This window comes from Streptomyces sp. AM25 (assembly GCF_058146165.1).
In genome coordinates this window covers 367,566-389,415 of record NZ_JBKIWN010000009.1, presented here as the reverse complement: position 1 = coordinate 389,415, position 21,850 = coordinate 367,566, and the positions used below count along the sequence as shown (strand labels likewise).

Genomic DNA, 21,850 nt, shown 5'->3' with positions numbered 1-21,850 from the left:
GGGGTAAGGTGTCGCGGATGAGCGGTCTGAATCTTGATGACTTCGCCTCCCTGATCGAGCGGCCCGACGCAGTCGTCCGGCGGGACGCCGAGGAGCGCCGGGAGCGCCTCGCCCCGCGCCCGGGGGCGCTGGGCCGGCTGGACGAGCTGGGCGAGTGGCTCGCCGCAGGTCAGGGCTCCGTGCCCGTGAAGCCCGTCGAGCGGCCCCGGGTGCTGCTCTTCGCCGGCGACCACGGCATCGCCGGCCTCGGCGTCTCCGGCGGCCCCGAGGCCGGCGCGCAGGAACTGGTGCGCGCCGCCCTGGCCGGGGAGAGCGCGGCCGCGATCCTGGCCCGCCGCTTCGGCGCCGGGCTGCGCGTGGTCGACATGGCGCTCGACTGCGACCCGGACACCTTCCCCGAGGACGTCACCCGGCACCGCGTGCGCCGCTGCTCGGGCCGCATCGACGTCGAGGACGCGCTGACGGCCGAGGAGGCGGAGCAGGCGTTCCGCACCGGCATGGCCATCGCCGACGAGGAGGCCGACTCCGGCACCGACCTCGTCGTCCTCGGCGACCTGAGCGTGGGCGGCACCACCGCCGCCGGCACCCTGATCGGCGCCCTGTGCGGCACGGACGCCTCCGTGGTCACGGGCCGCGGCAGCGCCGGCATCGACGACCTGGCCTGGATGCGCAAGTGCGCGGCGATCCGCGACGCGCTGCGCCGCGCCCGCCCGGTCCTCGGCGACCAGCTGCAGCTGCTGGCCGCCGTCGGCGGCGCCGACCTCGCCGCGGCCACCGGCTTCCTGCTGCAGAGCGCCGTACGCCGCACCCCGGTGATCCTCGACGGAGTCGTCTCGGCGGCCTGTGCCCTGGTCGCCCAGCGCGTCGCCTTCCGGGCGCCGGACTGGTGGCTGGCGGGCCAGGCGAGCGGCGATCCGGCGCAGGCGAAGGCGCTCGACCGGATGGCGCTCAACCCCCTGCTCGACCACGGCGTCACTGTGGGCGAAGGGACAGGGGCCCTGCTCGCCCTTCCCCTGGTGCAGGCGGCTGCGGCCCTGGCGGCGGAGCTTCCCGAGCGTTCCTGAGGCAGGACCGGAGCACGCCGCGCGCCAAGCCCCATACGATCGCTTTTCATGGGAGAGGTCCGCTTGACTCCGGATGAGGGCACCCGCGGCGGCAACTGGCCGCGGCGTGCCGCCGCCTTCGCCGTGTGGTATCTGCGCGCCGTCACGTTCGTCAACCTGCTGGGCGCGCTGTGGGTGTCCTTCGGTGCCGACGTCCGGCGGCACAACGTCGACGAGTTCTTCACCCCGTACCTGCTGTCGGCCGGTTTCTCGGCGACGGTGGTGTCACTGTTCATGGCGATCACCCTGCGCCGCCGCAAGCGCGCGGCCTGGATCCTCAATCTGGTCCTGTCGGGCCTGCTGCTGCTGATCCTGGTGCTGGTGATGGCCTTCCCCGAGTACCGCAGGCACGGCCTGAACTGGTTCTCGCTGGTGGTCACGACCCTGTTCGTGGCGGCCCTGCTGGTGGGCCGCAAGGAGTTCTACGCCAAGGGCGACCGTTCCAACCCCAAGCTGGCGGCCGCCGTGGCCACCGTCGGCCTGCTGGTCACCTCGCTGATCGCCGCCCTGCTGGTGACCGTCACCAACGAGGCGCACGACGAGTACCGCTCCACCTTCCTGGACCGCTGGCACTACGGCGTGATGCGCCTGGCCTACATCGCGGCCGACAACTCGCGCTACGCGGGCATCGCGCCCCCGGGCTGGGTCAACGTCGTCATCAACGTGATGAGCACGGTCCTGCTGGTCCTCGTGGTCTACGCGGCCTTCCGCTCCCGCCGGATCACCGACCCGATCACCGCCGAGGACGAGACCGCGCTGCGCGCCCTGCTGGACAAGCACGGCGACCGCGACTCGCTGGGCTACTTCGCGCTGCGCCGCGAGAAGAGCGTCATCTGGTCCCCGTCCGGCAAGGCCGCCGTCACCTACCGCGTCGTCGGCGGGGTCTCCCTCGCCTCGGGCGACCCGATCGGCGACCCCGAGGCCTGGCCCGGCGCCATCGAGCCCTGGCTGGCGCAGGCGCGCGAACACGGCTGGATCCCGGCCGTGATGGGCGCCAGCGAGGAGGGCGGCACGATCTACTCGCGGCACGGCCTGGACGCCCTGGAGCTGGGCGACGAAGCCATCGTGGACACCGGGGAGTTCACCCTGGACGGGCGCGCGATGCGCACCGTCCGCCAGGCGTACAACCGCGTCAAGCGCGCCGGATACACCGTCACCATCCGCCGCCACGAGGACATCCCCGAGCCGGAGATGGACCGGCTGCTGCGCCGCGCCGACGACTGGCGCGACGGTGCGACCGAGCGCGGCTTCTCCATGGCGCTGGGCCGGCTGGGCGATCCGGACGACGGGCGCTGCGTGATGCTGGAGTGCCACGACGGCGAGGGCGAGCTGCGCGCGCTGCTCAGCTTCGTCCCCTGGGGCCCCAAGGGTCTGTCGCTGGACCTGATGCGCCGTGACCGGGACTCCGAGAACGGTCTGATGGAGTTCATGGTGATCGAACTCCTGCAGCAGGCGAAGTCGTTGGGCATCACCCAGGTGTCGCTGAACTTCGCGATGTTCCGCTCGGTCTTCGAGCGCGGTTCGAAGCTGGGCGCGGGCCCGGTGCTGCGGATGTGGCGGTCGCTGCTCAGCTTCTTCTCACGCTGGTGGCAGATCGAGTCCCTCTACCGAGCAAATGCGAAATACCGCCCCATCTGGGAGCCTCGTTTCATGCTGTTCGAGAAGAGCAGTGACCTGCTGCGGATCGGCATCGCCAGCGCCCGCGCCGAGGGGTTCCTGGAAGCACCCGGCCTGCCCAAGTGGCTCAACCGGAAACACCTGGAGAGCCGACGGTGACGATGCGCGCGGCGCTGCGTCGCGCCGCGCGCACCGAGTGGGGTCCGCTGTACCAGGCGGTCCGGGGGGCGTTCGTCCGCGACCGGTTGCGGGCCGTCCCCATGACACTCACCGCCGTCGTCCTCACCTCGCTCTTCCAGATCGTCCAGAACCAGCACTGGGGATTCGAGCCCGTCCAGCGGCTCGGCTCCGTCCAGGCGCAGCTGCCCTGGTGGCTGGCGCTGCTGCGGACCCCGTTGTCGCTGTTCGTCCCCGCACTGGACCTGCCGGTGTGGGGCGCGCTGGCCCAGATCCTGATCGTCTTCGGCATCGCCGAGGCCTGCATCGGCAAGTGGCGCACGCTCGCGGTCTCCTACACCGCCACGCTCGCCGGCACCATGTACGCACGGCTGGCCGTGGCCATCGGCCCGGACTCGCCGTTCGGGCTGCCGCCGGAGGCCGCGAAGATCATCGACACCGGCCCGTCGGCGGCGGTGGTCGGCCTGGCGGTGTATCTGTCCTGGCGCTACCGCGCCTGGCTGACCTGCGTCGGCGTGGTGCTGGCCATGGTGGTCGAGGTGCTGGTCAAGCCCAACCTGGCGGGCAAGGAGCACATCGCCGCGGTGACCGTGATGCTGGTGGTGTGCGGGGTGGACGAGGCCCGAAGACACCGCAAGCCGCGCAGCGACCTGCACCGGCAGCGGAATCAGCGGTCCGGGGCCCCCGCCACCAGATCGTGAAAGCGCCGCCGGAAGGCCGCCCAGCGCGCGTCGTGCCGGTAGGCGCGCACCCTCGCCCGGCGCCGGGCCCGCGGCCGGTTGCGGTAGAAGCGGCGGTACCACGGCGACCCCGGCCGGGCCAGCCGGATCGCGCCCACCAGGGCCACCAGCGGAACGACCGCCCCGATCAGGGCGATCCTGGGCTTGCCCTTGGCGAGGGCGAACAGCGCGACGAGGAAGTTGACGAGGGTGTTGGCCACCACGATGGTGCGGTTCTGCAGCTCGTCAGGGGTGAGCTCGTTGACCCCGAACGGCGAGAAGCCGGAGAGCACCAGCCCCACCAGGGCGGCGGTGAGCACCACGATCTCGACGCTCTTGCGGCCCTGTTCGGTCCAGTAGACGTCGTCCAGGTGCAGCACCAGCGCGAACTCGTCCAGCACCAGCCCCGCTCCGCTGCCGAACAGCACCGCCGAGACCGCCGCCCCGAAGCCGTGCCGACTCTCGGCGACCGCGCCGAAGCCGCCGACCACCATCAGCACGATGCCCGGCACCACATGATGCACGTGCAGCCCACCGGGCTTGATGTTGCGGAAGGGGCCCCTGCCCGCCCGGATGAGACGGGTGATGACCCGGGTGACCAGGAACGTCATCACGAACGCGGTGAGCGCGAGCAGCAACGGCAGCTTTCCGGGCTCGACGATGTTGCGTGCCAGCCAGTGACTCATGGAAATCCGCTCCTGCAGTGCGCCCTTCTCCGAGAACTATGCCCTGAGCGGCCGGATAACCTGCCCGGATGCATGCCCCCGCCCCCGATCCCGCGCCGCGCGCCACCCTCGCGGACGCCCTGCGCTTCGCCTTCGGCACCCTGACGGTGCTGCCGGTCCCGCTCACCCGCTGGGACCGCGCCGCGGCCCGCGGCGGGATGCTCGCGGCGCCCCTGGCCGGACTGGCCGTGGGCGGCTGCGCGGCGGCCGTCGGCCTGCTGTCGGCCCTGCTCGGCGCGGGCCCGCTGCTCGCCGCCGTGGCCACGGTCGCGGTGCCCGCCGTGCTGACCCGGGGACTGCATCTGGACGGGCTCGCGGACGTCGCCGACGGGCTCGGCAGCGGCAAGCCCGCCGAGGACGCGCTGCGCATCATGAAGCAGTCGGACATCGGCCCGTTCGGCGTGGTCACCCTGGTGCTCGTACTGCTGGGCCAAGTGGCCGCCCTGGCCGGGCTGTACGCATCCGGTACGGTCCGCGGCGCCGTCGCGGCCGTCGTGGCGGGGCTCGCCGCCCGCTGCGCCCTGACGCTCGCCTCCCGCCGCGGGGTGCCCGCCGCCCGCCCGGACGGGCTCGGCGCGGCGGTCGCGGGCGTGGTGCCGGTGCCCGCGGCGCTGACCGCCACCGCCCTGGCGCTCTGCACGGCGGCGGCGACAGGCGCACTGCTCGGCCCGTACGCGGCCCTGCACACGGCCGCCGCCCTGCTGTTCGCCCTGCTCGCCGCCGAACTCCTCCTCCGCCGCTGCCGCACCCGCCTCGGCGGCATCACGGGCGACGTCTTCGGCGCTCTCGCCGAAACGGCATCGACAGCAGCACTCGTCGCAATGACACTGGCCTGAGCCGCCTTTGTCCCGAAGGCTGCGCCCCGTCAGGGGCGCGGGGAACTGCGCGACAAGCCACATACGACCCGCAGCCGGGCGAGGCCAGAACAAACACGGCGCATACGATGCGCAAGGGCCCCGCGGGATGCGCTCGGCCGAGGAACTCAACGGAAGAGAGACTTCACCACCGTGACTGCTCTGACTCTCAGCACTTCCACAGCGGCGACGCTCCGCGCGGACGCCGTCGTCGTCGGTGTCGCCAAGGGCCCGAAGGGCCCCGTCGTCGCGCCCGGCGCCGAGGTCGTGGACCAGGCCTTCGACGGCAAGCTGGCCTCGGTCCTGGAGACCCTGGGCGCCTCCGGCGACGAGGGCGAGGTGACCAAGCTCCCGGCGCCGTCCGGCCTCAAGGCCCCGGTCGTGCTGGCGGTCGGCCTCGGCGAACTCCCCGCCGAGGACGAGGCCTTCGGCGAGGAGGCCCTGCGCCGCGCCGCCGGCACCGCGGCCCGCGCACTGGCCGGCACCAAGAAGGCCGCGTTCGCGCTGCCCGTCGAGGACGCCGAGGCGGCCGCCGCGATCGGTGAGGGCGCGCTGCTCGGCGCGTACTCCTTCACCGCCTTCCGCTCCAACGGCAACGGCAAGAAGAAGGACGAGAAGGGCGCCCCGCTGGGCGAGGTCGCGATCCTCGGCGCCAAGCCGCGCGACAAGGCCTTCAAGGCCGCCGCCGAGCGCGCCGCGGCCGTGGCCGCGGAGGTCAACCGGGCCCGCGACCTGATCAACACCCCCTCCAACGCCCTCACCCCCAAGCTCTTCGCCGAGGCCGCCCAGACCGCGGCCAAGGAGCACGGCCTCAAGATCGAGGTGCTGGACGAGAAGGCGCTGGTCAAGGGCGGCTACGGCGGCATCATGGGCGTCGGCCAGGGCTCGGCGAACCCGCCCCGCCTGGTGCGCCTCGGCTACACCCACCCCAAGGCGGAGAAGACCCTCGCCCTCGTCGGCAAGGGCATCACCTACGACTCGGGCGGCATCTCCCTGAAGCCGGCCGGCCACAACGAGACCATGAAGTGCGACATGAGCGGTGCCGCCGCCGTGTTCGCCGCGGTCGTGGCCGCCGCCAAGCTCGGGCTGCAGGTCAACGTGACGGCCTGGCTGGCCCTCGCGGAGAACATGCCCTCCGGCACCGCCACCCGTCCGGGCGATGTGCTCACCATGTACAGCGGCAAGACCGTCGAGGTGCTCAACACCGACGCCGAGGGCCGCCTGGTGCTGGCCGACGCCCTCACCCGCGCCTCGGAGGAGAACCCGGACGCGATCGTGGACGTCGCCACCCTGACCGGCGCCATGGTGATGGCCCTCGGCGACCGCACCTTCGGTGTGATGGCCAACGACGACGCCTTCCGCACCGCGCTGTACGAGACGGCGGAGGAGGCCGGCGAGCAGGCCTGGCCGATGCCGATGCCGGCCGAGCTGCGCAAGACCATGGACTCCCCGACCGCCGACATCGCCAACATGGGTCAGCGCATGGGCGGCGGCCTGATCGCCGGCATCTTCCTGCAGGAGTTCGTGGGCGAGGGCATCGCCTGGGGTCACCTGGACATCGCGGGCCCGGCCTTCCACGAGTCCGTCCCGTTCGGCTACACCCCGAAGGGCGGCACCGGCTCCGCGGTGCGCACCCTGGTACGCCTGGCGGAGCGCACCGCCGACGGCGACCTGGGCTGACCCGCGGCACCTCCGCGGCCCCGGGAATGCACCCGGGGCCGTGGCGCGTTCGCTCTCAACGAAAACGTACTTTTCTACGCACTGGTAACCCGCAAAGGTGACGCATCAGTCGCCGCTGAGCACCGCCCGGCGTCCCGCCCTCCGTCAACAAGTGCGAAGATGTTGTCTCGGCAGGACAGGGCCCCCTTATTCACAGGGCCGACGAAATGCGGCCGAACGACAGCCGCCGCCCGGTCATCATCGACCGGCAACGGCGTACCCATGCATGGAGGACGTGACGTGGCGAACGACGCCAGCACCGTTTTCGACCTAGTGATCCTCGGAGGCGGTAGCGGCGGTTACGCCGCCGCCCTGCGCGGAGCCCAGCTGGGTCTCAACGTCGCCCTGATCGAGAAGGACAAGCTGGGCGGCACCTGCCTGCACCGCGGCTGCATCCCCACCAAGGCTCTGCTGCACGCCGGCGAGATCGCGGACCAGGCCCGCGAGGCCGAGCAGTTCGGTGTCAAGGCCTCCCTGGAGGGCATCGACATCGCGGGCGTCCACAAGTACAAGGACGACGTGATCTCCGGCCTGTACAAGGGCCTGCAGGGTCTGGTCGCCTCCCGCAAGGTCACCTACATCACCGGTGAGGGCCGCCTGTCCTCCCCGACCTCGGTGGACGTCAACGGCCAGCGCATCACCGGCCGCCACGTCCTGCTGGCGACCGGCTCCGTGCCGAAGTCGCTGCCGGGCCTGACCATCGACGGCAACCGCGTCATCTCCTCGGACCACGCGCTGGTCCTGGACCGCGTGCCGAAGTCCGCGATCGTGCTGGGCGGCGGCGTCATCGGCGTCGAGTTCGCCTCCGCGTGGAAGTCGTTCGGCGTGGACGTCACGATCGTCGAGGCGCTCCCGCACCTCGTCCCGGTCGAGGACGAGAACAGCTCCAAGCTGCTGGAGCGCGCCTTCCGCAAGCGCGGCATCAACTTCTCCCTCGGCTCCCGCTTCTCCGGTGTCGAGTACACCGAGGCGGGCGTGAAGGTCTCGCTGGAGAACGGCAAGACCTTCGAGGCCGAGCTGCTGCTCGTCGCCGTCGGCCGCGGCCCGGTCTCCCAGGGCCTGGGCTACGAGGAGGCCGGGGTCGCCATGGACCGCGGCTACGTCCTCGTCGACGAGTACATGCAGACCAACGTGCCGACCATCTCGGCCGTGGGCGACCTCGTCCCGACCCTCCAGCTCGCGCACGTCGGCTTCGCCGAGGGCATCCTGGTGGCGGAGCGGCTCGCCGGTCTGAACCCCGTGCCGGTCGACTACGACGGTGTGCCGCGCGTCACGTACTGCCACCCCGAGGTCGCCTCCGTCGGCATCACCGAGGCGAAGGCCAAGGAGCTGTACGGCGCGGACAAGGTCGTCAGCCTGAAGTACAACCTCGCGGGCAACGGCAAGAGCAAGATCCTCAAGACCGCGGGCGAGATCAAGCTCGTCCAGGTCAAGGACGGCGCCGTCGTCGGCGTCCACATGGTCGGTGACCGTATGGGCGAGCAGGTCGGCGAAGCCCAGCTGATCTACAACTGGGAGGCGCTGCCCGCCGAGGTCGCGCAGCTCATCCACGCGCACCCGACGCAGAACGAGGCTCTGGGCGAGGCTCACCTGGCCCTGGCCGGCAAGCCGCTGCACTCGCACGACTGAGTCCCGAGCGCACCACCATCCGCACTACTCGTAAGGAGCAACCGCACCATGGCGGTTTCCGTAACCCTGCCGGCGCTCGGCGAGAGCGTGTCCGAGGGCACCGTCACCCGTTGGCTCAAGGCCGAGGGTGAACGCGTGGAGGCCGACGAGCCGCTGCTCGAGGTCTCCACCGACAAGGTCGACACCGAGATCCCCGCCCCGGCGTCCGGCATCCTCGCGTCCATCAAGGTCGCCGAGGACGAGACGGTCGAGGTCGGCTCGGAGCTGGCCATCATCGACGACGGCACCGGCGCCCCCGCCGCTGCCCCGGCTCCGGCGGCCGCTGCCGCCGAGGCCCCCTCCGCCGCCCCGGCCCCCGTGGCCGAGGCTCCGGCCGCCCCGGCGCCCGTCGCCGAGGCCCCCGCTGCTGCCGCCCCGGCGGGCGGCGCCTCCGGCACCGACGTCGTGCTGCCCGCGCTGGGCGAGTCGGTCACCGAGGGCACCGTCACCCGCTGGCTCAAGGAGGTCGGCGAGACGGTCGAGGCCGACGAGCCGCTGCTCGAGGTCTCCACCGACAAGGTCGACACCGAGATCCCCGCCCCCGCCTCCGGCACCCTGCTGGAGATCCTGGTCGGCGAGGACGAGACCGCCGAGGTCGGCGCCAAGCTCGCCGTGATCGGTGTCGCGGGTGCCGCTCCGGCCGCCGCGCCCGCCCCGGCCGCTCCGGCTCCGGCTCCGGCTCCGGCTCCGGTCCAGGAGGCCCCGGCCCCCGCCCCGGCGCCGGCCGCCCCCGTGGCCGCTCCGGCCCCGGTCGTGCCCGTCGCCCCGGCCGCTCCGGCCCCGGCTCCGGCCGCCCCCGCGCCGGTGGCCCCGGCCGCCCCGGTGGCTCCCGCCGCCCCGGCCGCCGACGGCGCGTACGTCACCCCGCTGGTGCGCAAGCTCGCCGCCGAGTCCGGCGTCGACCTGTCCACCGTCGCCGGCACCGGCGTCGGCGGTCGCATCCGCAAGCAGGACGTCATCGCCGCCGCCGAGGCCAAGGCCGCTCCGGCTCCCGCCGCCTCTGCCGCCCCGGCTCCGGCCGCCACCCCGAAGGCCCCGGCCCTCGAGGTGTCGCCGCTGCGCGGTCAGACCGTCAAGATGCCGCGCATGCGCAAGGTCATCGCCGACAACATGATGAAGGCGCTGCACGGCCAGGCCCAGCTCAGCTCCGTGGTCGAGGTGGACATCACCAAGATCATGAAGATGCGCGGCAAGGCCAAGGACGCGTTCGCCGCCCGCGAGGGCGTCAAGCTGTCCCCGATGCCGTTCTTCGTCAAGGCCGCCGTCCAGGCGCTGAAGGCCCACCCGGTCATCAACGCCCGGATCAACGAGGACGAGGGCACCATCACCTACTTCGACTCCGAGAACGTCGGCATCGCCGTCGACTCGGAGAAGGGCCTGATGACCCCGGTCATCAAGGGTGCGGGTGACCTCAACATCGCGGGCGTCGCCAAGAAGACCGCCGAGCTGGCCGGCAAGGTCCGCACGGGCAAGATCAGCCCGGACGAGATGTCCGGCGCGACCTTCACGATCAGCAACACCGGCTCGCGCGGTGCGCTGTTCGACACGGTCATCGTGCCCCCGAACCAGGTCGCGATCCTGGGCATCGGCGCGACGGTCAAGCGTCCGGTCGTCATCGAGACCGCCGAGGGCACCACCATCGGCGTCCGCGACATGACCTACGTGACGCTGTCCTACGACCACCGTCTGGTGGACGGCGCCGACGCGGCCCGCTACCTGACCGCGGTCAAGCAGATCCTGGAGGCCGCGGAGTTCGAGACCGAGATCGGTCTGTAATCTCCCCGGCACCCCTCGGGGTCCAGCAGGGCGCGTCCCCGGTTCGTATCCCATACGACCGGGGCCGCGCCCTTTGCCGTGCTTGCGGCCATAATGACGTCCGATTCCCCGGCTGAGGAGCACCCATGGCACCACCCGTCGTCCACTCGCTGCGCGAGCAGATCCGCGAGCACATCCTGGAGGGGATCGTCGGCGGGCGCTGGCAGCCGGGCGAGCGGATCGTGGAGCGCCGGATCGCGGCCGAACTGCTGGTGAGCCAGACCCCGGTGCGCGAGGCACTGCGCGAGCTGGAGTCGCTGCGGCTGATCGAGTCGGCCCCCAACAAGGGCGTCCGCGTGCGCGAACTGACCGCGGCCGACCTCAAGGAGAGCTACCCGGTGCGCGCGGGCCTGGAGCAGGTGGCCGCCGAACTGGCCGCCGACGCCCTGGCCGAGGACCCCTCGGCGCTGGAGCGCGAGGTGACGGCGCTGTACGCGGCGGACGCGGCCGGCGACAGCGAGGCGCAGGTCCGGCACACGGTGGCCTTCCACCGCGCGATCGTGCAGGCGGCGGGCAACTCCGTGCTGCTGCACACCTGGGAGTCGCTGGGCATCGAGGTGTGGACGACGCTGTCGATCCGCTGGCTGAGCCCCGAGCCGCGGCCGCACGCGGAGGACCACGCCCGGCTCGTGGCGGCGTTCCGGCGGCGCGATCCGGCCATCCGCGAGCTGATCAAGGCGCACGTGCTGAGCTGCGCGCCGCAGGTCTGAGCAGGTCCGAGAACAGCTCCGGGCGGGGATTTCCGGCACAGGGATTGATCGATCATCGATCAGAGGCGTATGGTCTCCGCGGAGCCGCGCCTCTCACGCCCTGTCCTGTGACGGGGGGCGGCCCCGGACGTGACTGCAGGTCCCCGAGCGTCATCCGTTGCCCTGGCCGGCGCCGGGGCCCTGTACGTCGCACCCCGCCGTGTCGGTGCCCCCGGTCATCATGGGAGGCATGCGCGCGGCACGACTGATCAAGATGGTGCTCCTGCTCCAGTCCCGCCCCACGATGACGGGCGCGGAGCTGGCGCGCCGCCTGGAGGTCTCGGAGCGCACGGTCGCCCGTGACGTCCTCGCCCTGTCCGAGGCCGGGATCCCGGTCTACGCGCATCGCGGCCGCACCGGCGGCTACCGCCTGATCGGCGGCTACCGCACCAGGCTGACGGGCCTCGGCCGCACCGAGGCGGAAGCCCTCTTCCTCTCCGGAGTGCCCGCCGCCCTGCGCGAGATGGGCCTGGCGGACGCGGCCTCGGCGGCCCGTCTCAAGGTCTCCGCCGCCCTCCTGCCGGAGCTCGGCGACGCCCCCGACAGCGCGGCCCAGCGCTTCCACCTGGACGCCCCCGGCTGGTGGCACCCGCACACCCCGCCGCCCCTGCTGCCCGCCCTCGCGGACGCGGTCTGGGACGACCGCCGGATCGCGGTCCGCTACCGGCGCAAGGACACCGAGGTGGAGCGCGAGCTGGACCCCTACGGTCTCGTCCTCAAGGCGGGCGTCTGGTACATGGCGGCCCGTGCGGGCAAGGACTTCCGCATCTACCGGGCGGACCGCTTCACGGACGTCCGGCTGCAGGAGGAGCGCTTCCGGCGCGCGGAGTCCTTCGACCTCGCGGCCTTCTGGGAGGAGCGCGCGGCGCAGTTCGCCCGCTCGATCCTGCGCGAGACCGTCGTCCTGCGCCTCACCCCGGAGGGCACCCGCCGCCTGCCCCACGCGGCGGACCCGACGGCGGCCCGCGAGGCGGTCGAGCAGGCGGACGCCCCCGACGGGCAGGGCCGCATCACGCTCACCCTGCCCGTCGAGTCGCTGGAGGTGGCCTACGAGCAGCTGCTGGCCCTCGGCCCGGAGGCGGAGGTGGTGGAACCACCGGAGCTGCGCGAGCGGTTCGCGGAGGCGATGTCGCGGGCCGCGGAGCTCTACCGGTAGTCCTCCACGGCGGCCTCCTTCCCCCCGTACCGGACGTCCTCGATGTACCCGAAGGCGTCCGGCCGCGACCCGTCGGCATCGGTGAACCCGTAATGGGCGGCCAGCTGCCCGCTGGACAGCGACTGCCCGCTCCACCGCGCCCGCTCCGGATCGGCGGCGAGTGCGACGACCGCCCGGCCGACGAAGGCCGGGGACTCGGCGATGGCGAAGTACGGCTCCTTCTCCACCGCGTCCCGCCAGTTCGCCTCGGTGACCCCGAAGTGGTCGAGCATCTCCTCGGACCGCAGGAAGCCGGGGCTCAGGGCGACGGCCGTGCCCCCGGACTCCCGCAGCTCCTCGGCGAGCCCCCAGGCCATCCTGATCGGCCCGTACTTGGCGAGGTCGTACAGCAGGTTCTCGCGGTAGTGGGCGGTGTTGAACTCCGCGGTCCCGTCGGTGATCTCGACGACCAGCCCGCCGGGCCGCCGCACCAGCAGCGGCAGCGCGAAGTGGCTGGTGACGGCGTGGGTCTCGATGGACAGCCGCAGCATCCGCAGCCCCTTGTCCAGGTCGAGCTCCCACACCCGCTTCCCGAACTCGATCAGGCGCTCCCCGCCCCACACGTCGTTGACGAGCACGTCGAGCCGCCCGTGCCCGCGGTCGATGCGCTCCACGAGCGCCCGTACCTGTTCCGGCTCCAAGTGATCGGTGGGGACGGCGATCCCGGTCCCGCCCGCCGCGGTCACCAGCTCCGCGGTCTCCTCGATCGTCTCCGGGCGCCCGACCTCGCTCCGCCGCTCCCGCGTCGTGCGCCCGGTCGCGTAGACGACGGCCCCGGCGGCCCCCAGCTCCACGGCCATCGCCCGCCCGGCACCCCGGGTGGCCCCGGCGACCAGCGCGACCTTCCCGTCCAGCGAACCCTTCACCACTGCCTCCCTGTCATCCGTCGATCACCACCGACACTCCCAGCGAAACCAGACATCTTCTGTCCTGTATTACGAGACGGCCGCATCCGGCCCGCTCCGGGTGCGTTGCCCGGTGCCAGGGCCGATGCTTGTGGCGTGATGGACGAGACGGAGTTCTGGGACCTGGTGGACAGCGCCCGCGACGCCGCCGAGGGCGATGCGGAGGACCAGGCCGATGTGCTGGTCGAACGGCTGCTGCAACTCGACCCCGACAGCGTGGTGGACTTCGCCCGGCATTTCGAGGCGCGGTACAACCGCGCCTACCTCTGGGACCTGTGGGGTGCGGCGTCCGTACTGCTGGACGGGGCGAGCGACGACGCCTTCGACTCCTTCCGCTGCTGGCTGATCGGCCAGGGCCGGGAGCTCTACGAGGGGGCGGTGCACGCCCCGGACAGCCTGGCCGAGCTGCTGGAGGACTTCGACGACGAGGTGGACGGGGACGGGGAGGACCTCGGCTACGCCGCGGACGAGGCGTACGAGCAGCTGACGGGCAGTGAGCTGCCCGACCTGGGCCTGCCGGACCCGCCGGCGGAGCCGCTGGGCACGGCGTTCGACGTGGAGGACGACGCCCTGCTCCCGGAGCGCTTCCCGAAGCTGTGGGACCGCTTCAGGGAATGACCCGCGGAGGCAGGATGGGGCACATGCGTATTGCGATCACCGGCTCGACCGGCCTCATCGGCTCCGCACTGGTCCGTTCCCTGGAGGCGGACGGCCACCAGGTCGTCCGCCTCGTGCGCCGCGCGCCGGGGGCGCGGAACGAGGTGCAGTGGGATCCCCGGCGCCAGTGGGTGGACACGGCGGGCCTGGCGGGCTGCGAGGCCGTGGTGCACCTCGCGGGCGCCGGCGTGGGCGACCACCGCTGGACCGCGGCCTACAAGAAGGAGATCCGGGACAGCCGCGTCCTGGGCACCGCCGCCGTCGCCGAGGCCGTGGCGTCCCTCGACACCCCGCCCGGCGTCCTCATCAGCGCCAGCGCCATCGGCATCTACGGCGACACCGGCGACCGCCCGGTCGACGAGGACACCCCGCCGGGCCGCGGATTTCTGGCCGACGTCTGCACGGAATGGGAACAGGCCGCGGCACCGGCCGCGGAAGCGGGAATCCGCACGGTCCTCCCCCGCACCGGGCTGGTGGTGGCCCGGCACGGCGGCGCCTGGGGAAAGCTGTTCCCGCTGTTCAGGGCGGGCCTGGGCGGCCGGATGGGCAGCGGCGACCAGTACTGGAGCTACATCGCCCTGCAGGACCACATCGCAGCCCTCCGCCACCTCCTCACCACACCCGCCCTTTCCGGCCCGGTGAACCTGACCGCCCCGGACCCGGCGACGAACCGCGAAGTCACCGCCGCCATGGGCCGCGTGCTGCACCGCCCCACGCTGTTCACCGCGCCCGCTCCGGCGCTCAGGCTGGCGCTCGGCGAGATGGCGACGGACGTCCTGGCCAGCCAGCGTGTCGTGCCCCGGCGGCTGTTGGACTCCGGCTTCACCTTCTCCTTCCCCGACCCCGAAAGCGCGGTACGCGCGGCGCTGGCGGCCGGCTGATGCCCACGGCCCCCGCACCCACCGACGTGTTTGTGCGACCGCTGTGCGACCGTGCTCACCCTGTGCGCGACTGTGATTGACCGGATTTCTCTCTACGGTCGAGGCGAACTCACGCATCGGCGCAGCCGGTTGGGGGCATCAGGCCCCCGAGCGAGCGGACCGACCCCCGGGAGGGCACGTGCTCAGCAGCGCAGACCACGCCGACGTCGTCATCGTGGGGGCCGGACTGGCCGGCCTCTCTGCGGCTCACCACCTGGCCGGCGCAGGGGTGAAGGTCCTCGTCCTGGAGGCCTCCGACCGGCCGGGCGGCAGGATGAGGACCGACCGGATCGACGGTTTCCGTCTGGACCGCACGAACCAGCTGCTCAACACCTCGTTCCCGGAGCTGCTCCGCACGCCCGGTCTCGACGGTCTCACCCTGCGCCCGTTCACCCCCGGCGTGCTGGTCCACCTGGACGGCCGCAACCACCGCACCGGTGAACTCCGGGGCGCGAAGCGCGCGTTCACCACGGCACGCGCCTTCGCCGCAGCCCGGGCGTCCCGCAGCGCGGGCCTGGATCAAGCGCGGCTCGGCGCGGCACTGGCCCGCCTTGCCGCGCTGCCCATCGACCGGATGCTGGCACGGCCGGACCGCCCCACGGCCACGACCCTGGCCGGCCGCGGCCTGCCGGCCCGCACGGTCGACGGCTTTCTGCGCCCCCTGCTGGTCTCGCTGCTCTCGGACCCGGACCTCACGACGTCGAGCCGCTGCGCCGACCTGGTCCTGCGGGGCTACGCGCGTGGACGCCTGTGCCTCCCTGCAGGAGGGGCGGAAACCCTCCCCACCCTCCTGGCAGCGGCTCTGCCCCCCGGAACGATCCGCACAGGCGTCAGCACCAAGACGGTCTGCACCACGTCGGTGGGCACGGCAGGCCACGGCGAGATCACATGCCGCTCCGTAGTGGTCGCCACGGGTGCCAGGGCCGCGGCGGACCTGATCCCGGGCCTGCGCTGCCCGGACTTCCACCCGGTGACGGTCCTGCACCACACCACCGACGAAGCACCCGTCGGCGACGCCTCGCTGATCCTCACGGGCACCTGCCGAGGCCCGGTGTCGCATACCACGCTGACGAGCGAGGTGGACCCGGCGCGAGCCCCGGCAGGCCGAACCCTGATCTCGTCAACGGTCCTGGGCCACCCGGCGAACACCCCCACCGCAGAACTGGACCGGACAGCCCGGGCTCAACTGGCGGAGATCTACCGCACATCCACCACGAACTGGCAACTCGTAGCAGCGCACCACACCCCGGACGCCATCCCGGCGATGCCGCCCCCGCACGACGTACGCCGCCCGGTCCGCCTCCTGTCGGGCCTCTACGTCTGCGGAGACCACCGCGACACCAGCACGGTCCAGGGCGCCCTCTTCTCGGGCCGCCGCGCGGCCCAGGCGGTACTGCGCGACCTGGGCATCCACCCGGGCGCGGGCACGGCAACCCTGCGGGCGGCCTGAGCACCCGCCCCCGCACCCGCCCGTGAACTCACAGAGCAGCGACCCGCTCCCGGTACCCCCGCACGGCCGCCGCATCCCGATAAGGCTCAAGCCGCCGCTCGAAGTCCCGCACATACTCCAGTGCCCGAACGGACCGCATCTCGGCAGCAGCCTGAGCCGCCTCGGCCCCCAGCGCACACGCCTGCTCCAACTCCCCGAGCCCCAACCGGGCCGAAGCCAGAACAACCCGGCAGAACAGCCGACTCCGAGCATAAGCGGGACTCCGCAACTGCAGCGACCGCTCGGCATGCTGCGCGGCAGCCCGGTACTGCTGCAGATCCCGATGACAGTGCGCAAACTCGTCGGCAAGCTGCGCCTCGTCGAAGAACCGCGCCCAGTAGGGCACTTCATCGCCGGGCCGAGCCCCCTCCAAGGCCCGCTCGGCCCGGGCCAGCGAGGCGGAACAGGCCCGCACCTCCCCCAGCACCCCGTGCCCCCGGGCCTCGACGGCATGCAGCAACGCCTGCACCACGGCAGGCACGCTGGACCCGACCCCCTGCTGGGCGACCCGCGCCAACTGCACGGCCTCGCGCCCATGCCCGAGATAGACGGCCTGCCGGCTCATGGTCACGAGCACATAGCTGCCGTAGGCCCGGTCCCCGGCGGCCTGAGCGAGCCGCAGCGCCTGTACGTAGTACCGCTGCGCAAGCCCGTGCGCGGCAATGTCGTAGGAGGTCCACCCGGCAAGCCGCGTCAGATCGGCCGCGGCGGCGAACAGCCGCCGCCCGGTGGTCTCCCCGTACGTCCCCCGCAGCATCGGCTCGGCCTCGTGCTCCAGGTACCGCACGAGCGCCTGCCGGGCGTGCCCGCCCCCGTAGGCGTGGTCCAGGGTCCGGAACAGCTCCCCCACGGACCGCAGGGCGGCGATGTCCCCCATGGACACCCGGCTCCCGGGCGCCCGCTCGGCGAGCCGCTGCCGCTGCGCCGGTACGTGCGTGAGCCCCTGCCCGCGCGCCGCCGCCGCAGGCCGCGCACCCTCACCGGAGGGCGCGGGCGCGGCACCGCGCGCCACCCGCTCGTCCGCGCGCCCGATGAGCCAGTCCCGGCTCGGCACCACCAGCCCGGCCGGGGTGAAGGCGATCTTCCGCAGCTCGGTGTGGCTCCCGGAGTCCTTGCGCCAGAGCCCGCTCACGATGTCGATGGCCTCCTCCGGGGAGGAGGCGAACTCGAGCCCCGCGTACACCGGGGCGCACGCGTCCAGCCCCAGGTCCTGGGCGGACAGCCGCCGCCCGAGCCGCCGCGTGAAGACCTCGGCGATCAGCGCGGGGGTCGTCCCCCGCGGCTGCTGCCCGCGCAGCCACCGCGTGACGGAGGTCTTGTCGTATCTCAGATCGAGCCCGTGCTCGAGCCCGAGCTGGTCGACGCGGCGGGCGAGCCCCGCGTTGGAGAAGCCGGCCTCCGCGATGAGGGCCGCGAGCTGACGGTTGGGAATGCGCTGTGGGGGTCGTTCCGTCATCAGCCTGCCGGTCTCCCTGATCTAGTCCTGGAACGGCGCGAACTTAGCGGTCGCCTAACGCCCTGATCGCCGCCTTCGCCCCGCATTCATCCGATCGTGTGAGGACAGATCAAATAGACATGGCGGCCTGCTGACGCCGCCGCCCCCGGGAACCGCCCCCCGCAGCCGACCGCCTGCGGCAATGCCGGAGAGCGCCCGTACAGTGGCAGGGGCGCGAGAAGGACCGCGCGACCCGCGCAATCGTGCGATACACGCGAGGAGCTGTCGTGAGTGAGCTGCGCTTTGTCCACCTGGGCTTCGGGGCGGACTCCGTCGAGTACCAGGAGGCGTGGCAGGAGCAGCGCCGGGTGCACGCCGCCCGGTTCGCGGACGAGATTCCGGACACGTGCCTGCTGCTGGAGCACCCGGCGGTCTACACGGCCGGCCGGCGCACGGAGGACAGCGAGCGCCCCCTGGACGGCACCCCGGTCGTCGACGTGGACCGCGGCGGCAAGATCACCTGGCACGGCCCCGGCCAGCTCGTCGGCTACCCGATCCTCAAGCTGCCGCGCCCGGTGGACGTGATCGCGCACGTGCGCCGCCTGGAGGAGGCGCTGATCCGCGCCTGCGCGGAACTGGGCCTGGAGACGACCCGGATCGAGGGCCGCAGCGGCGTCTGGGTCCTGGGCGACCCGGTCGGCCGGCGCCCGGCACTCGGCGGCCTGGACCTGGACTTCGACCCGCGCCTGACGGACGAGGAGTTCGACCCTCGCCTCAACGGCCCGGAGTACGCCCCGTCCAACGCCGGCCAGCGCCGCGAGGACCGCAAGCTGGCGGCCATCGGCATCCGGATCGCCAAGGGCGTGACGATGCACGGCTTCGCGATCAACTGTGATCCCGACAACACCTGGTTCGACCGGATCGTCCCCTGCGGCATCCGCGACGCCGGGGTGACCTCGCTGTCGAACGAACTGGGCCGCAGGGTCCCGGTGGCCGAGGTGATCCCGCTGGTGGAGAAGCACCTGCAGGAGGTCCTGACGGCGGAGGAGCCGAAGCCGCGCGAGATCGAAACCGAGGCACGGGCGAGCTAGGCCGCCCCAGGCCCCCGGGACCGCCCCCGGGAATGGGCCGGGCAGCCCCATGGTTGCCCTGGCTGCCGTAAGAACGTAGGAAACAACGGGCGTACCCTGGTGTCCGCCGAGGAATCGAAGTCATAGGGAGCCGGACGTGTCCGCAGTCGCACCCGACGGACGCAAGATGCTGCGCCTGGAGGTCCGCAACGCCCAGACCCCCATCGAGCGCAAGCCCGAATGGATCAAGACGCGGGCGAAGATGGGCCCCGAGTACACCGAACTCCAGGGCCTCGTGAAGCGCGAGGGCCTGCACACGGTGTGCCAGGAGGCGGGCTGCCCCAACATCTACGAGTGCTGGGAGGACCGCGAGGCCACGTTCCTCATCGGCGGCGACCAGTGCACCCGGCGCTGTGACTTCTGCCAGATCGACACCGGCAAGCCGCAGGCCCTGGACCGCGACGAGCCGCGCCGCGTGGCGGAGTCCGTGCAGTCCATGGAGCTGAAGTACGCGACGATCACCGGCGTGGCCCGCGACGACCTCGAGGACGGCGGCGCCTGGCTCTACGCCGAGACCGTGCGCCAGATCCACGCCCTGATGCCGGACACCGGCGTCGAGCTGCTGATCCCGGACTTCAACGCCAAGCCGGACCAGCTGGCCGAGGTCTTCTCCTCCCGCCCCGAGGTGCTCGCGCACAACGTCGAGACGGTCCCCCGGATCTTCAAGCGCATCCGCCCCGGCTTCCGTTACGAGCGTTCGCTGGAGGTCATCACCAAGGCCCGCGAGGCCGGCCTGGTGACCAAGTCCAACCTGATCCTCGGCATGGGCGAGGAGCGCGAGGAGATCAGCCAGGCGCTGCAGGACCTGTACGACGCGGGCTGCGAGCTGATCACGATCACCCAGTACCTGCGCCCGTCGCCCCGGCACCACCCCGTCTCGCGCTGGGTGAAGCCCCAGGAGTTCGTGGAGCTGAAGGAGGAGGCGGAGGAGATCGGCTACGCCGGTGTCATGTCCGGCCCCCTGGTCCGTTCCTCGTACCGGGCAGGACGTCTGTACCAGCAGGCGATCGAGAAGCGGGCGGCCCAGCCCTCCGCCCAGGCCGTCTGAGCCTCATGGAACGTTGACGCGGCCCGCACGCTTGCTTTGCGTGCGGGCCGCGTCAACGTTTCATAGGCGTTTGACCAACAGGTCATCCGTTGGTAACACCAGTCGGTAACCATGGAAGCACGCACAGCAGTACGCCACCCTCCACGCCTCACCGTTTTCCGCATCCGAGGGGACTTCCACATGCAGGCCGCGCCCGGCACCGCACTCACGGCGACAGCCACCCGCGCCTCCGCACTGCCGTCCACGCTGTCCGTCCGCCCTCCGTCCGTCACCGGGGCCCTGCGCGCCCTGGAGGAGCTGCTGATGCGCAGCGGCCAGCGCACCGCCCGGCGCAACGCCTGGACGGCCGTGCTGGAGGACCGGCGCCGGGCGAGGGACCGCAGGGAGGCGCAGCACCTGCTGGAGGCCGTGGCGGCCCCGGGTCCCCGGGCGACGTAAACTTCGCCGTATGGCGAGGAAGGAAACATCCGAGAACCCCGGGCGGCTGAAGCAGATCGCCCTCACCTACAAGATGACCAAGAAGGTCGACCCCAAGGTCGGTCTCGTCGTCGCGGCTGTGGGAATTGTCACCTTCGGTGTCCTGCTCGCCATCGGCTTCTTGATCGGCCACCCCGTCTACCTGGGCATCCTGGGCTTCCTGCTGGCCTTCCTCGGCATGGCGATCGTCTTCGGGCGCCGCGCCGAGCGCGCTGCCTTCGGGCAGATGGAGGGCCAGCCGGGCGCGGCGGCCGCCGTGCTGGAGAACATCCGCCGCGGCGGCTGGACCACGACCCCCGCGGTCGCGATGAACCGCAACCAGGACGTGGTGCACCGTGCCGTCGGCAAGGCGGGCATCGTGCTCGTCGGCGAGGGCAACCCCAACCGGGTCAAGGCCCTGCTGGCGGCCGAGAAGAAGCGCATGGCGCGCATCGTGGCGGACGTGCCGGTGCACGACATCGTCGTGGGCGAGGGCGAGGGCCAGGTGTCGCTGAAGAAGCTGCACACCACCCTGCTGAAGCTCCCCCGGGTGCTGCCGGGCGCTCAGGTGACGGCGGTGAACGACCGGCTGCGGGCGCTGGGCGACCTGATGAGCAACATGCCGATCCCGAAGGGGCCGGTGCCCGGCAAGGGCATGCGGATGCCGAAGGGACGCTGACGCACCGACGCACGGCGTACGACGAAGGGGCGGGCCGGACCGAAAAGGTCCGGCCCGCCCCTCGTTTGCTCGCGTATGTCAGATCCGCACCTGAACGGCCTGCGCGAACCGGTCGTGCATCCCGCGGGAGTCGCGGTCCCAGATGATCGCGGGGAGGACGAGGGCGAGCAGGACGCTGCGCAGCACGACCCGGGGCACGCTGAGCCGCCCGCCGCCGAGGCCGATGACGCGCAGGCCCAGCAGCCGCTTGCCCGGGGTGCAGCCGACCGTTCCGACGGTGAGCACGCTCAGCACGAGGAAGATCAACAGGGCCCAGTTGCCGGCGTGCTGGGAGTCGCCGTGGGCGAAGAGCCCGTATGCGATCAGCATGCACAGCGCCCAGTCGATGAAAAGGGCGGCGATGCGCCGCCCCGGCGGGGCGATGGCCCCCGGCCCGTTCTCCGGCAGTCCCAGGCGCTCGCCGCGGTATCCGAATGCGACGCCCATCTCCTCGGCCGCCGCGCGGGGGCCGGAGAGCCATGAGCCGATTGCTTGCCTCTTGTCCACCCGTCCACGGTACTGCGACGGCATATGTTTCCCGGGAGCCGGGTCGGGGCAGGGGCGCGGGCAACGGTCCCTTTCGCACGGCGTGACCAGCAGTTCCGCCCCGCCTGCCGGTTAACCTCGGCGAAACAAACGGGTCATGCTCGGGAAATCCCGTCTCTCTAGGGTCGGCCCCAGCGCGCCGATGCGAGAAGGACCGCTCGGACCGCGCCACCGAAGCAATCCCCGTCCCCTCCGCGGCGGGCGG

General features: G+C 72.3%; 20 protein-coding genes. 16 read left to right on the top strand and 4 right to left on the bottom strand.

What is annotated here, in order from left to right; all coding sequences use genetic code 11:
- Positions 1-17 precede the first annotated feature (17 nt).
- Genes ACLHRZ_RS14455 through ACLHRZ_RS14445 form a run of 3 tightly spaced genes read left to right on the top strand, consistent with a single transcriptional unit; the run spans position 18 to position 3,598 of the window.
- Positions 18-1,064, top strand: coding sequence for a nicotinate-nucleotide--dimethylbenzimidazole phosphoribosyltransferase (locus tag ACLHRZ_RS14455; protein ID WP_490418801.1), 1,047 nt, complete (start codon positions 18-20; stop codon positions 1,062-1,064).
- 48 nt (positions 1,065-1,112) lie between these two features.
- The gene (locus ACLHRZ_RS14450) at positions 1,113-2,879 is read left to right on the top strand and encodes a phosphatidylglycerol lysyltransferase domain-containing protein (RefSeq protein ID WP_490418800.1); all 1,767 of its coding nucleotides are present in this window, start codon (positions 1,113-1,115) and stop codon (positions 2,877-2,879) included.
- Between the two features lie 2 nt (positions 2,880-2,881).
- A complete protein-coding gene (locus ACLHRZ_RS14445) occupies positions 2,882-3,598 on the top strand; it encodes a hypothetical protein (protein ID WP_490418916.1) in 717 nt (238 codons plus the stop codon).
- Here ACLHRZ_RS14445 and ACLHRZ_RS14440 read toward each other — a convergent pair.
- Positions 3,565-4,302 (bottom strand): hypothetical protein, encoded by a 738-nt coding sequence (locus tag ACLHRZ_RS14440; protein ID WP_490418799.1) that lies wholly within the window; start codon positions 4,300-4,302, stop codon positions 3,565-3,567. The genes ACLHRZ_RS14445 and ACLHRZ_RS14440 overlap by 34 nt on opposite strands.
- Before the next feature lie 68 nt (positions 4,303-4,370).
- On the opposite strand from ACLHRZ_RS14440, the gene ACLHRZ_RS14435 reads away from it, so the two are divergent.
- From ACLHRZ_RS14435 to ACLHRZ_RS14410, 6 genes are all read left to right on the top strand, one after another.
- The gene (locus ACLHRZ_RS14435; RefSeq protein ID WP_490418798.1) at positions 4,371-5,177 is read left to right on the top strand and encodes an adenosylcobinamide-GDP ribazoletransferase; all 807 of its coding nucleotides are present in this window, start codon (positions 4,371-4,373) and stop codon (positions 5,175-5,177) included.
- A gap of 171 nt (positions 5,178-5,348) precedes the next feature.
- Positions 5,349-6,875, top strand: coding sequence for a leucyl aminopeptidase (locus tag ACLHRZ_RS14430; protein ID WP_490418797.1), 1,527 nt, complete (start codon positions 5,349-5,351; stop codon positions 6,873-6,875).
- Positions 6,876-7,154: 279 nt separating this feature from the next.
- Positions 7,155-8,543, top strand: a complete 1,389-nt coding sequence (gene lpdA / locus ACLHRZ_RS14425) for a dihydrolipoyl dehydrogenase (RefSeq protein ID WP_490418796.1) — start codon at positions 7,155-7,157, stop codon at positions 8,541-8,543.
- Positions 8,544-8,591: 48 nt separating this feature from the next.
- Positions 8,592-10,358 (top strand): 2-oxoglutarate dehydrogenase, E2 component, dihydrolipoamide succinyltransferase, encoded by a 1,767-nt coding sequence (sucB, locus tag ACLHRZ_RS14420; protein WP_490418795.1) that lies wholly within the window; start codon positions 8,592-8,594, stop codon positions 10,356-10,358.
- 125 nt (positions 10,359-10,483) lie between these two features.
- Complete coding sequence (locus ACLHRZ_RS14415) at positions 10,484-11,107, top strand: GntR family transcriptional regulator (protein WP_490418794.1); 624 nt, start codon at positions 10,484-10,486, stop codon at positions 11,105-11,107.
- A 229-nt stretch (positions 11,108-11,336) separates the two neighbouring features.
- Positions 11,337-12,302 carry a helix-turn-helix transcriptional regulator gene (locus tag ACLHRZ_RS14410; RefSeq protein WP_490418793.1) on the top strand — a complete coding sequence of 322 codons (966 nt, stop codon included), beginning with the start codon at positions 11,337-11,339 and terminating at the stop codon, positions 12,300-12,302.
- Here the strand turns inward: ACLHRZ_RS14410 and ACLHRZ_RS14405 are convergent.
- Positions 12,293-13,207: an SDR family oxidoreductase gene (locus ACLHRZ_RS14405; protein ID WP_490418792.1), complete on the bottom strand. Its 915-nt coding sequence runs from the start codon at positions 13,205-13,207 to the stop codon at positions 12,293-12,295. The two genes, ACLHRZ_RS14410 and ACLHRZ_RS14405, sit on opposite strands and share 10 nt — an antisense overlap.
- Positions 13,208-13,345: 138 nt before the next feature.
- On the opposite strand from ACLHRZ_RS14405, the gene ACLHRZ_RS14400 reads away from it, so the two are divergent.
- The 3 genes from ACLHRZ_RS14400 to ACLHRZ_RS14390 all read left to right on the top strand — a co-directional run bounded on the left by ACLHRZ_RS14400 (position 13,346) and on the right by ACLHRZ_RS14390 (position 16,273).
- The gene (locus ACLHRZ_RS14400) at positions 13,346-13,864 is read left to right on the top strand and encodes a DUF4240 domain-containing protein (protein WP_490418915.1); all 519 of its coding nucleotides are present in this window, start codon (positions 13,346-13,348) and stop codon (positions 13,862-13,864) included.
- 23 nt (positions 13,865-13,887) lie between these two features.
- A complete protein-coding gene (locus tag ACLHRZ_RS14395) occupies positions 13,888-14,784 on the top strand; it encodes a TIGR01777 family oxidoreductase (protein WP_490418791.1) in 897 nt (298 codons plus the stop codon).
- 178 nt (positions 14,785-14,962) lie between these two features.
- Positions 14,963-16,273, top strand: a complete 1,311-nt coding sequence (locus ACLHRZ_RS14390) for an NAD(P)/FAD-dependent oxidoreductase (protein ID WP_490418790.1) — start codon at positions 14,963-14,965, stop codon at positions 16,271-16,273.
- A 28-nt stretch (positions 16,274-16,301) separates the two neighbouring features.
- On the opposite strand, the gene ACLHRZ_RS14385 is transcribed toward ACLHRZ_RS14390, so the two are convergent.
- Complete coding sequence (locus ACLHRZ_RS14385) at positions 16,302-17,768, bottom strand: NsdA family TPR-like regulatory protein (protein WP_490418789.1); 1,467 nt, start codon at positions 17,766-17,768, stop codon at positions 16,302-16,304.
- A gap of 266 nt (positions 17,769-18,034) precedes the next feature.
- Here ACLHRZ_RS14385 and lipB point away from each other — a divergent pair, with 266 nt between their 5' ends.
- The 4 genes from lipB to ACLHRZ_RS14365 all read left to right on the top strand — a co-directional run bounded on the left by lipB (position 18,035) and on the right by ACLHRZ_RS14365 (position 21,060).
- A complete protein-coding gene (gene lipB, locus ACLHRZ_RS14380) occupies positions 18,035-18,838 on the top strand; it encodes a lipoyl(octanoyl) transferase LipB (RefSeq protein WP_490418788.1) in 804 nt (267 codons plus the stop codon).
- Positions 18,839-18,974: 136 nt separating this feature from the next.
- Positions 18,975-19,925: a lipoyl synthase gene (gene lipA, locus ACLHRZ_RS14375; RefSeq protein WP_490418787.1), complete on the top strand. Its 951-nt coding sequence runs from the start codon at positions 18,975-18,977 to the stop codon at positions 19,923-19,925.
- 180 nt (positions 19,926-20,105) lie between these two features.
- Positions 20,106-20,363 carry an SCO2195 family GlnR-regulated protein gene (locus ACLHRZ_RS14370; RefSeq protein WP_490418786.1) on the top strand — a complete coding sequence of 86 codons (258 nt, stop codon included), beginning with the start codon at positions 20,106-20,108 and terminating at the stop codon, positions 20,361-20,363.
- Between the two features lie 10 nt (positions 20,364-20,373).
- Entirely contained in the window at positions 20,374-21,060 is a 687-nt protein-coding gene (locus ACLHRZ_RS14365) for a DUF4191 domain-containing protein (RefSeq protein WP_490418785.1), read from the top strand.
- A gap of 78 nt (positions 21,061-21,138) precedes the next feature.
- Here the strand turns inward: ACLHRZ_RS14365 and ACLHRZ_RS14360 are convergent, their stop codons facing one another.
- On the bottom strand, positions 21,139-21,606 hold the full coding sequence (locus ACLHRZ_RS14360) for an RDD family protein (protein ID WP_490418784.1): 468 nt from the start codon (positions 21,604-21,606) through the stop codon (positions 21,139-21,141).
- Positions 21,607-21,850 lie beyond the last annotated feature (244 nt).

Bases quoted from the DNA above. Each gene is read 5' to 3' on its own strand.
- ACLHRZ_RS14435 (WP_490418798.1), top strand. From the start codon at position 4,371: ATGCATGCCCCCGCCCCCGATCCCGCGCCGCGCGCCACCCTCGCGGAC.
- ACLHRZ_RS14415 (WP_490418794.1), top strand. From the start codon at position 10,484: ATGGCACCACCCGTCGTCCACTCGCTGCGCGAGCAGATCCGCGAGCAC.
- ACLHRZ_RS14410 (WP_490418793.1), top strand. From the start codon at position 11,337: ATGCGCGCGGCACGACTGATCAAGATGGTGCTCCTGCTCCAGTCCCGC.
- ACLHRZ_RS14385 (WP_490418789.1), bottom strand. From the start codon at position 17,768: ATGACGGAACGACCCCCACAGCGCATTCCCAACCGTCAGCTCGCGGCC.
- ACLHRZ_RS14440 (WP_490418799.1), bottom strand. From the start codon at position 4,302: ATGAGTCACTGGCTGGCACGCAACATCGTCGAGCCCGGAAAGCTGCCG.
- ACLHRZ_RS14365 (WP_490418785.1), top strand. From the start codon at position 20,374: ATGGCGAGGAAGGAAACATCCGAGAACCCCGGGCGGCTGAAGCAGATC.
- ACLHRZ_RS14450 (WP_490418800.1), top strand. From the start codon at position 1,113: ATGGGAGAGGTCCGCTTGACTCCGGATGAGGGCACCCGCGGCGGCAAC.
- sucB (WP_490418795.1), top strand. From the start codon at position 8,592: ATGGCGGTTTCCGTAACCCTGCCGGCGCTCGGCGAGAGCGTGTCCGAG.
- ACLHRZ_RS14395 (WP_490418791.1), top strand. From the start codon at position 13,888: ATGCGTATTGCGATCACCGGCTCGACCGGCCTCATCGGCTCCGCACTG.
- ACLHRZ_RS14445 (WP_490418916.1), top strand. From the start codon at position 2,882: ATGCGCGCGGCGCTGCGTCGCGCCGCGCGCACCGAGTGGGGTCCGCTG.
- ACLHRZ_RS14370 (WP_490418786.1), top strand. From the start codon at position 20,106: ATGCAGGCCGCGCCCGGCACCGCACTCACGGCGACAGCCACCCGCGCC.
- ACLHRZ_RS14400 (WP_490418915.1), top strand. From the start codon at position 13,346: ATGGACGAGACGGAGTTCTGGGACCTGGTGGACAGCGCCCGCGACGCC.
- ACLHRZ_RS14455 (WP_490418801.1), top strand. From the start codon at position 18: ATGAGCGGTCTGAATCTTGATGACTTCGCCTCCCTGATCGAGCGGCCC.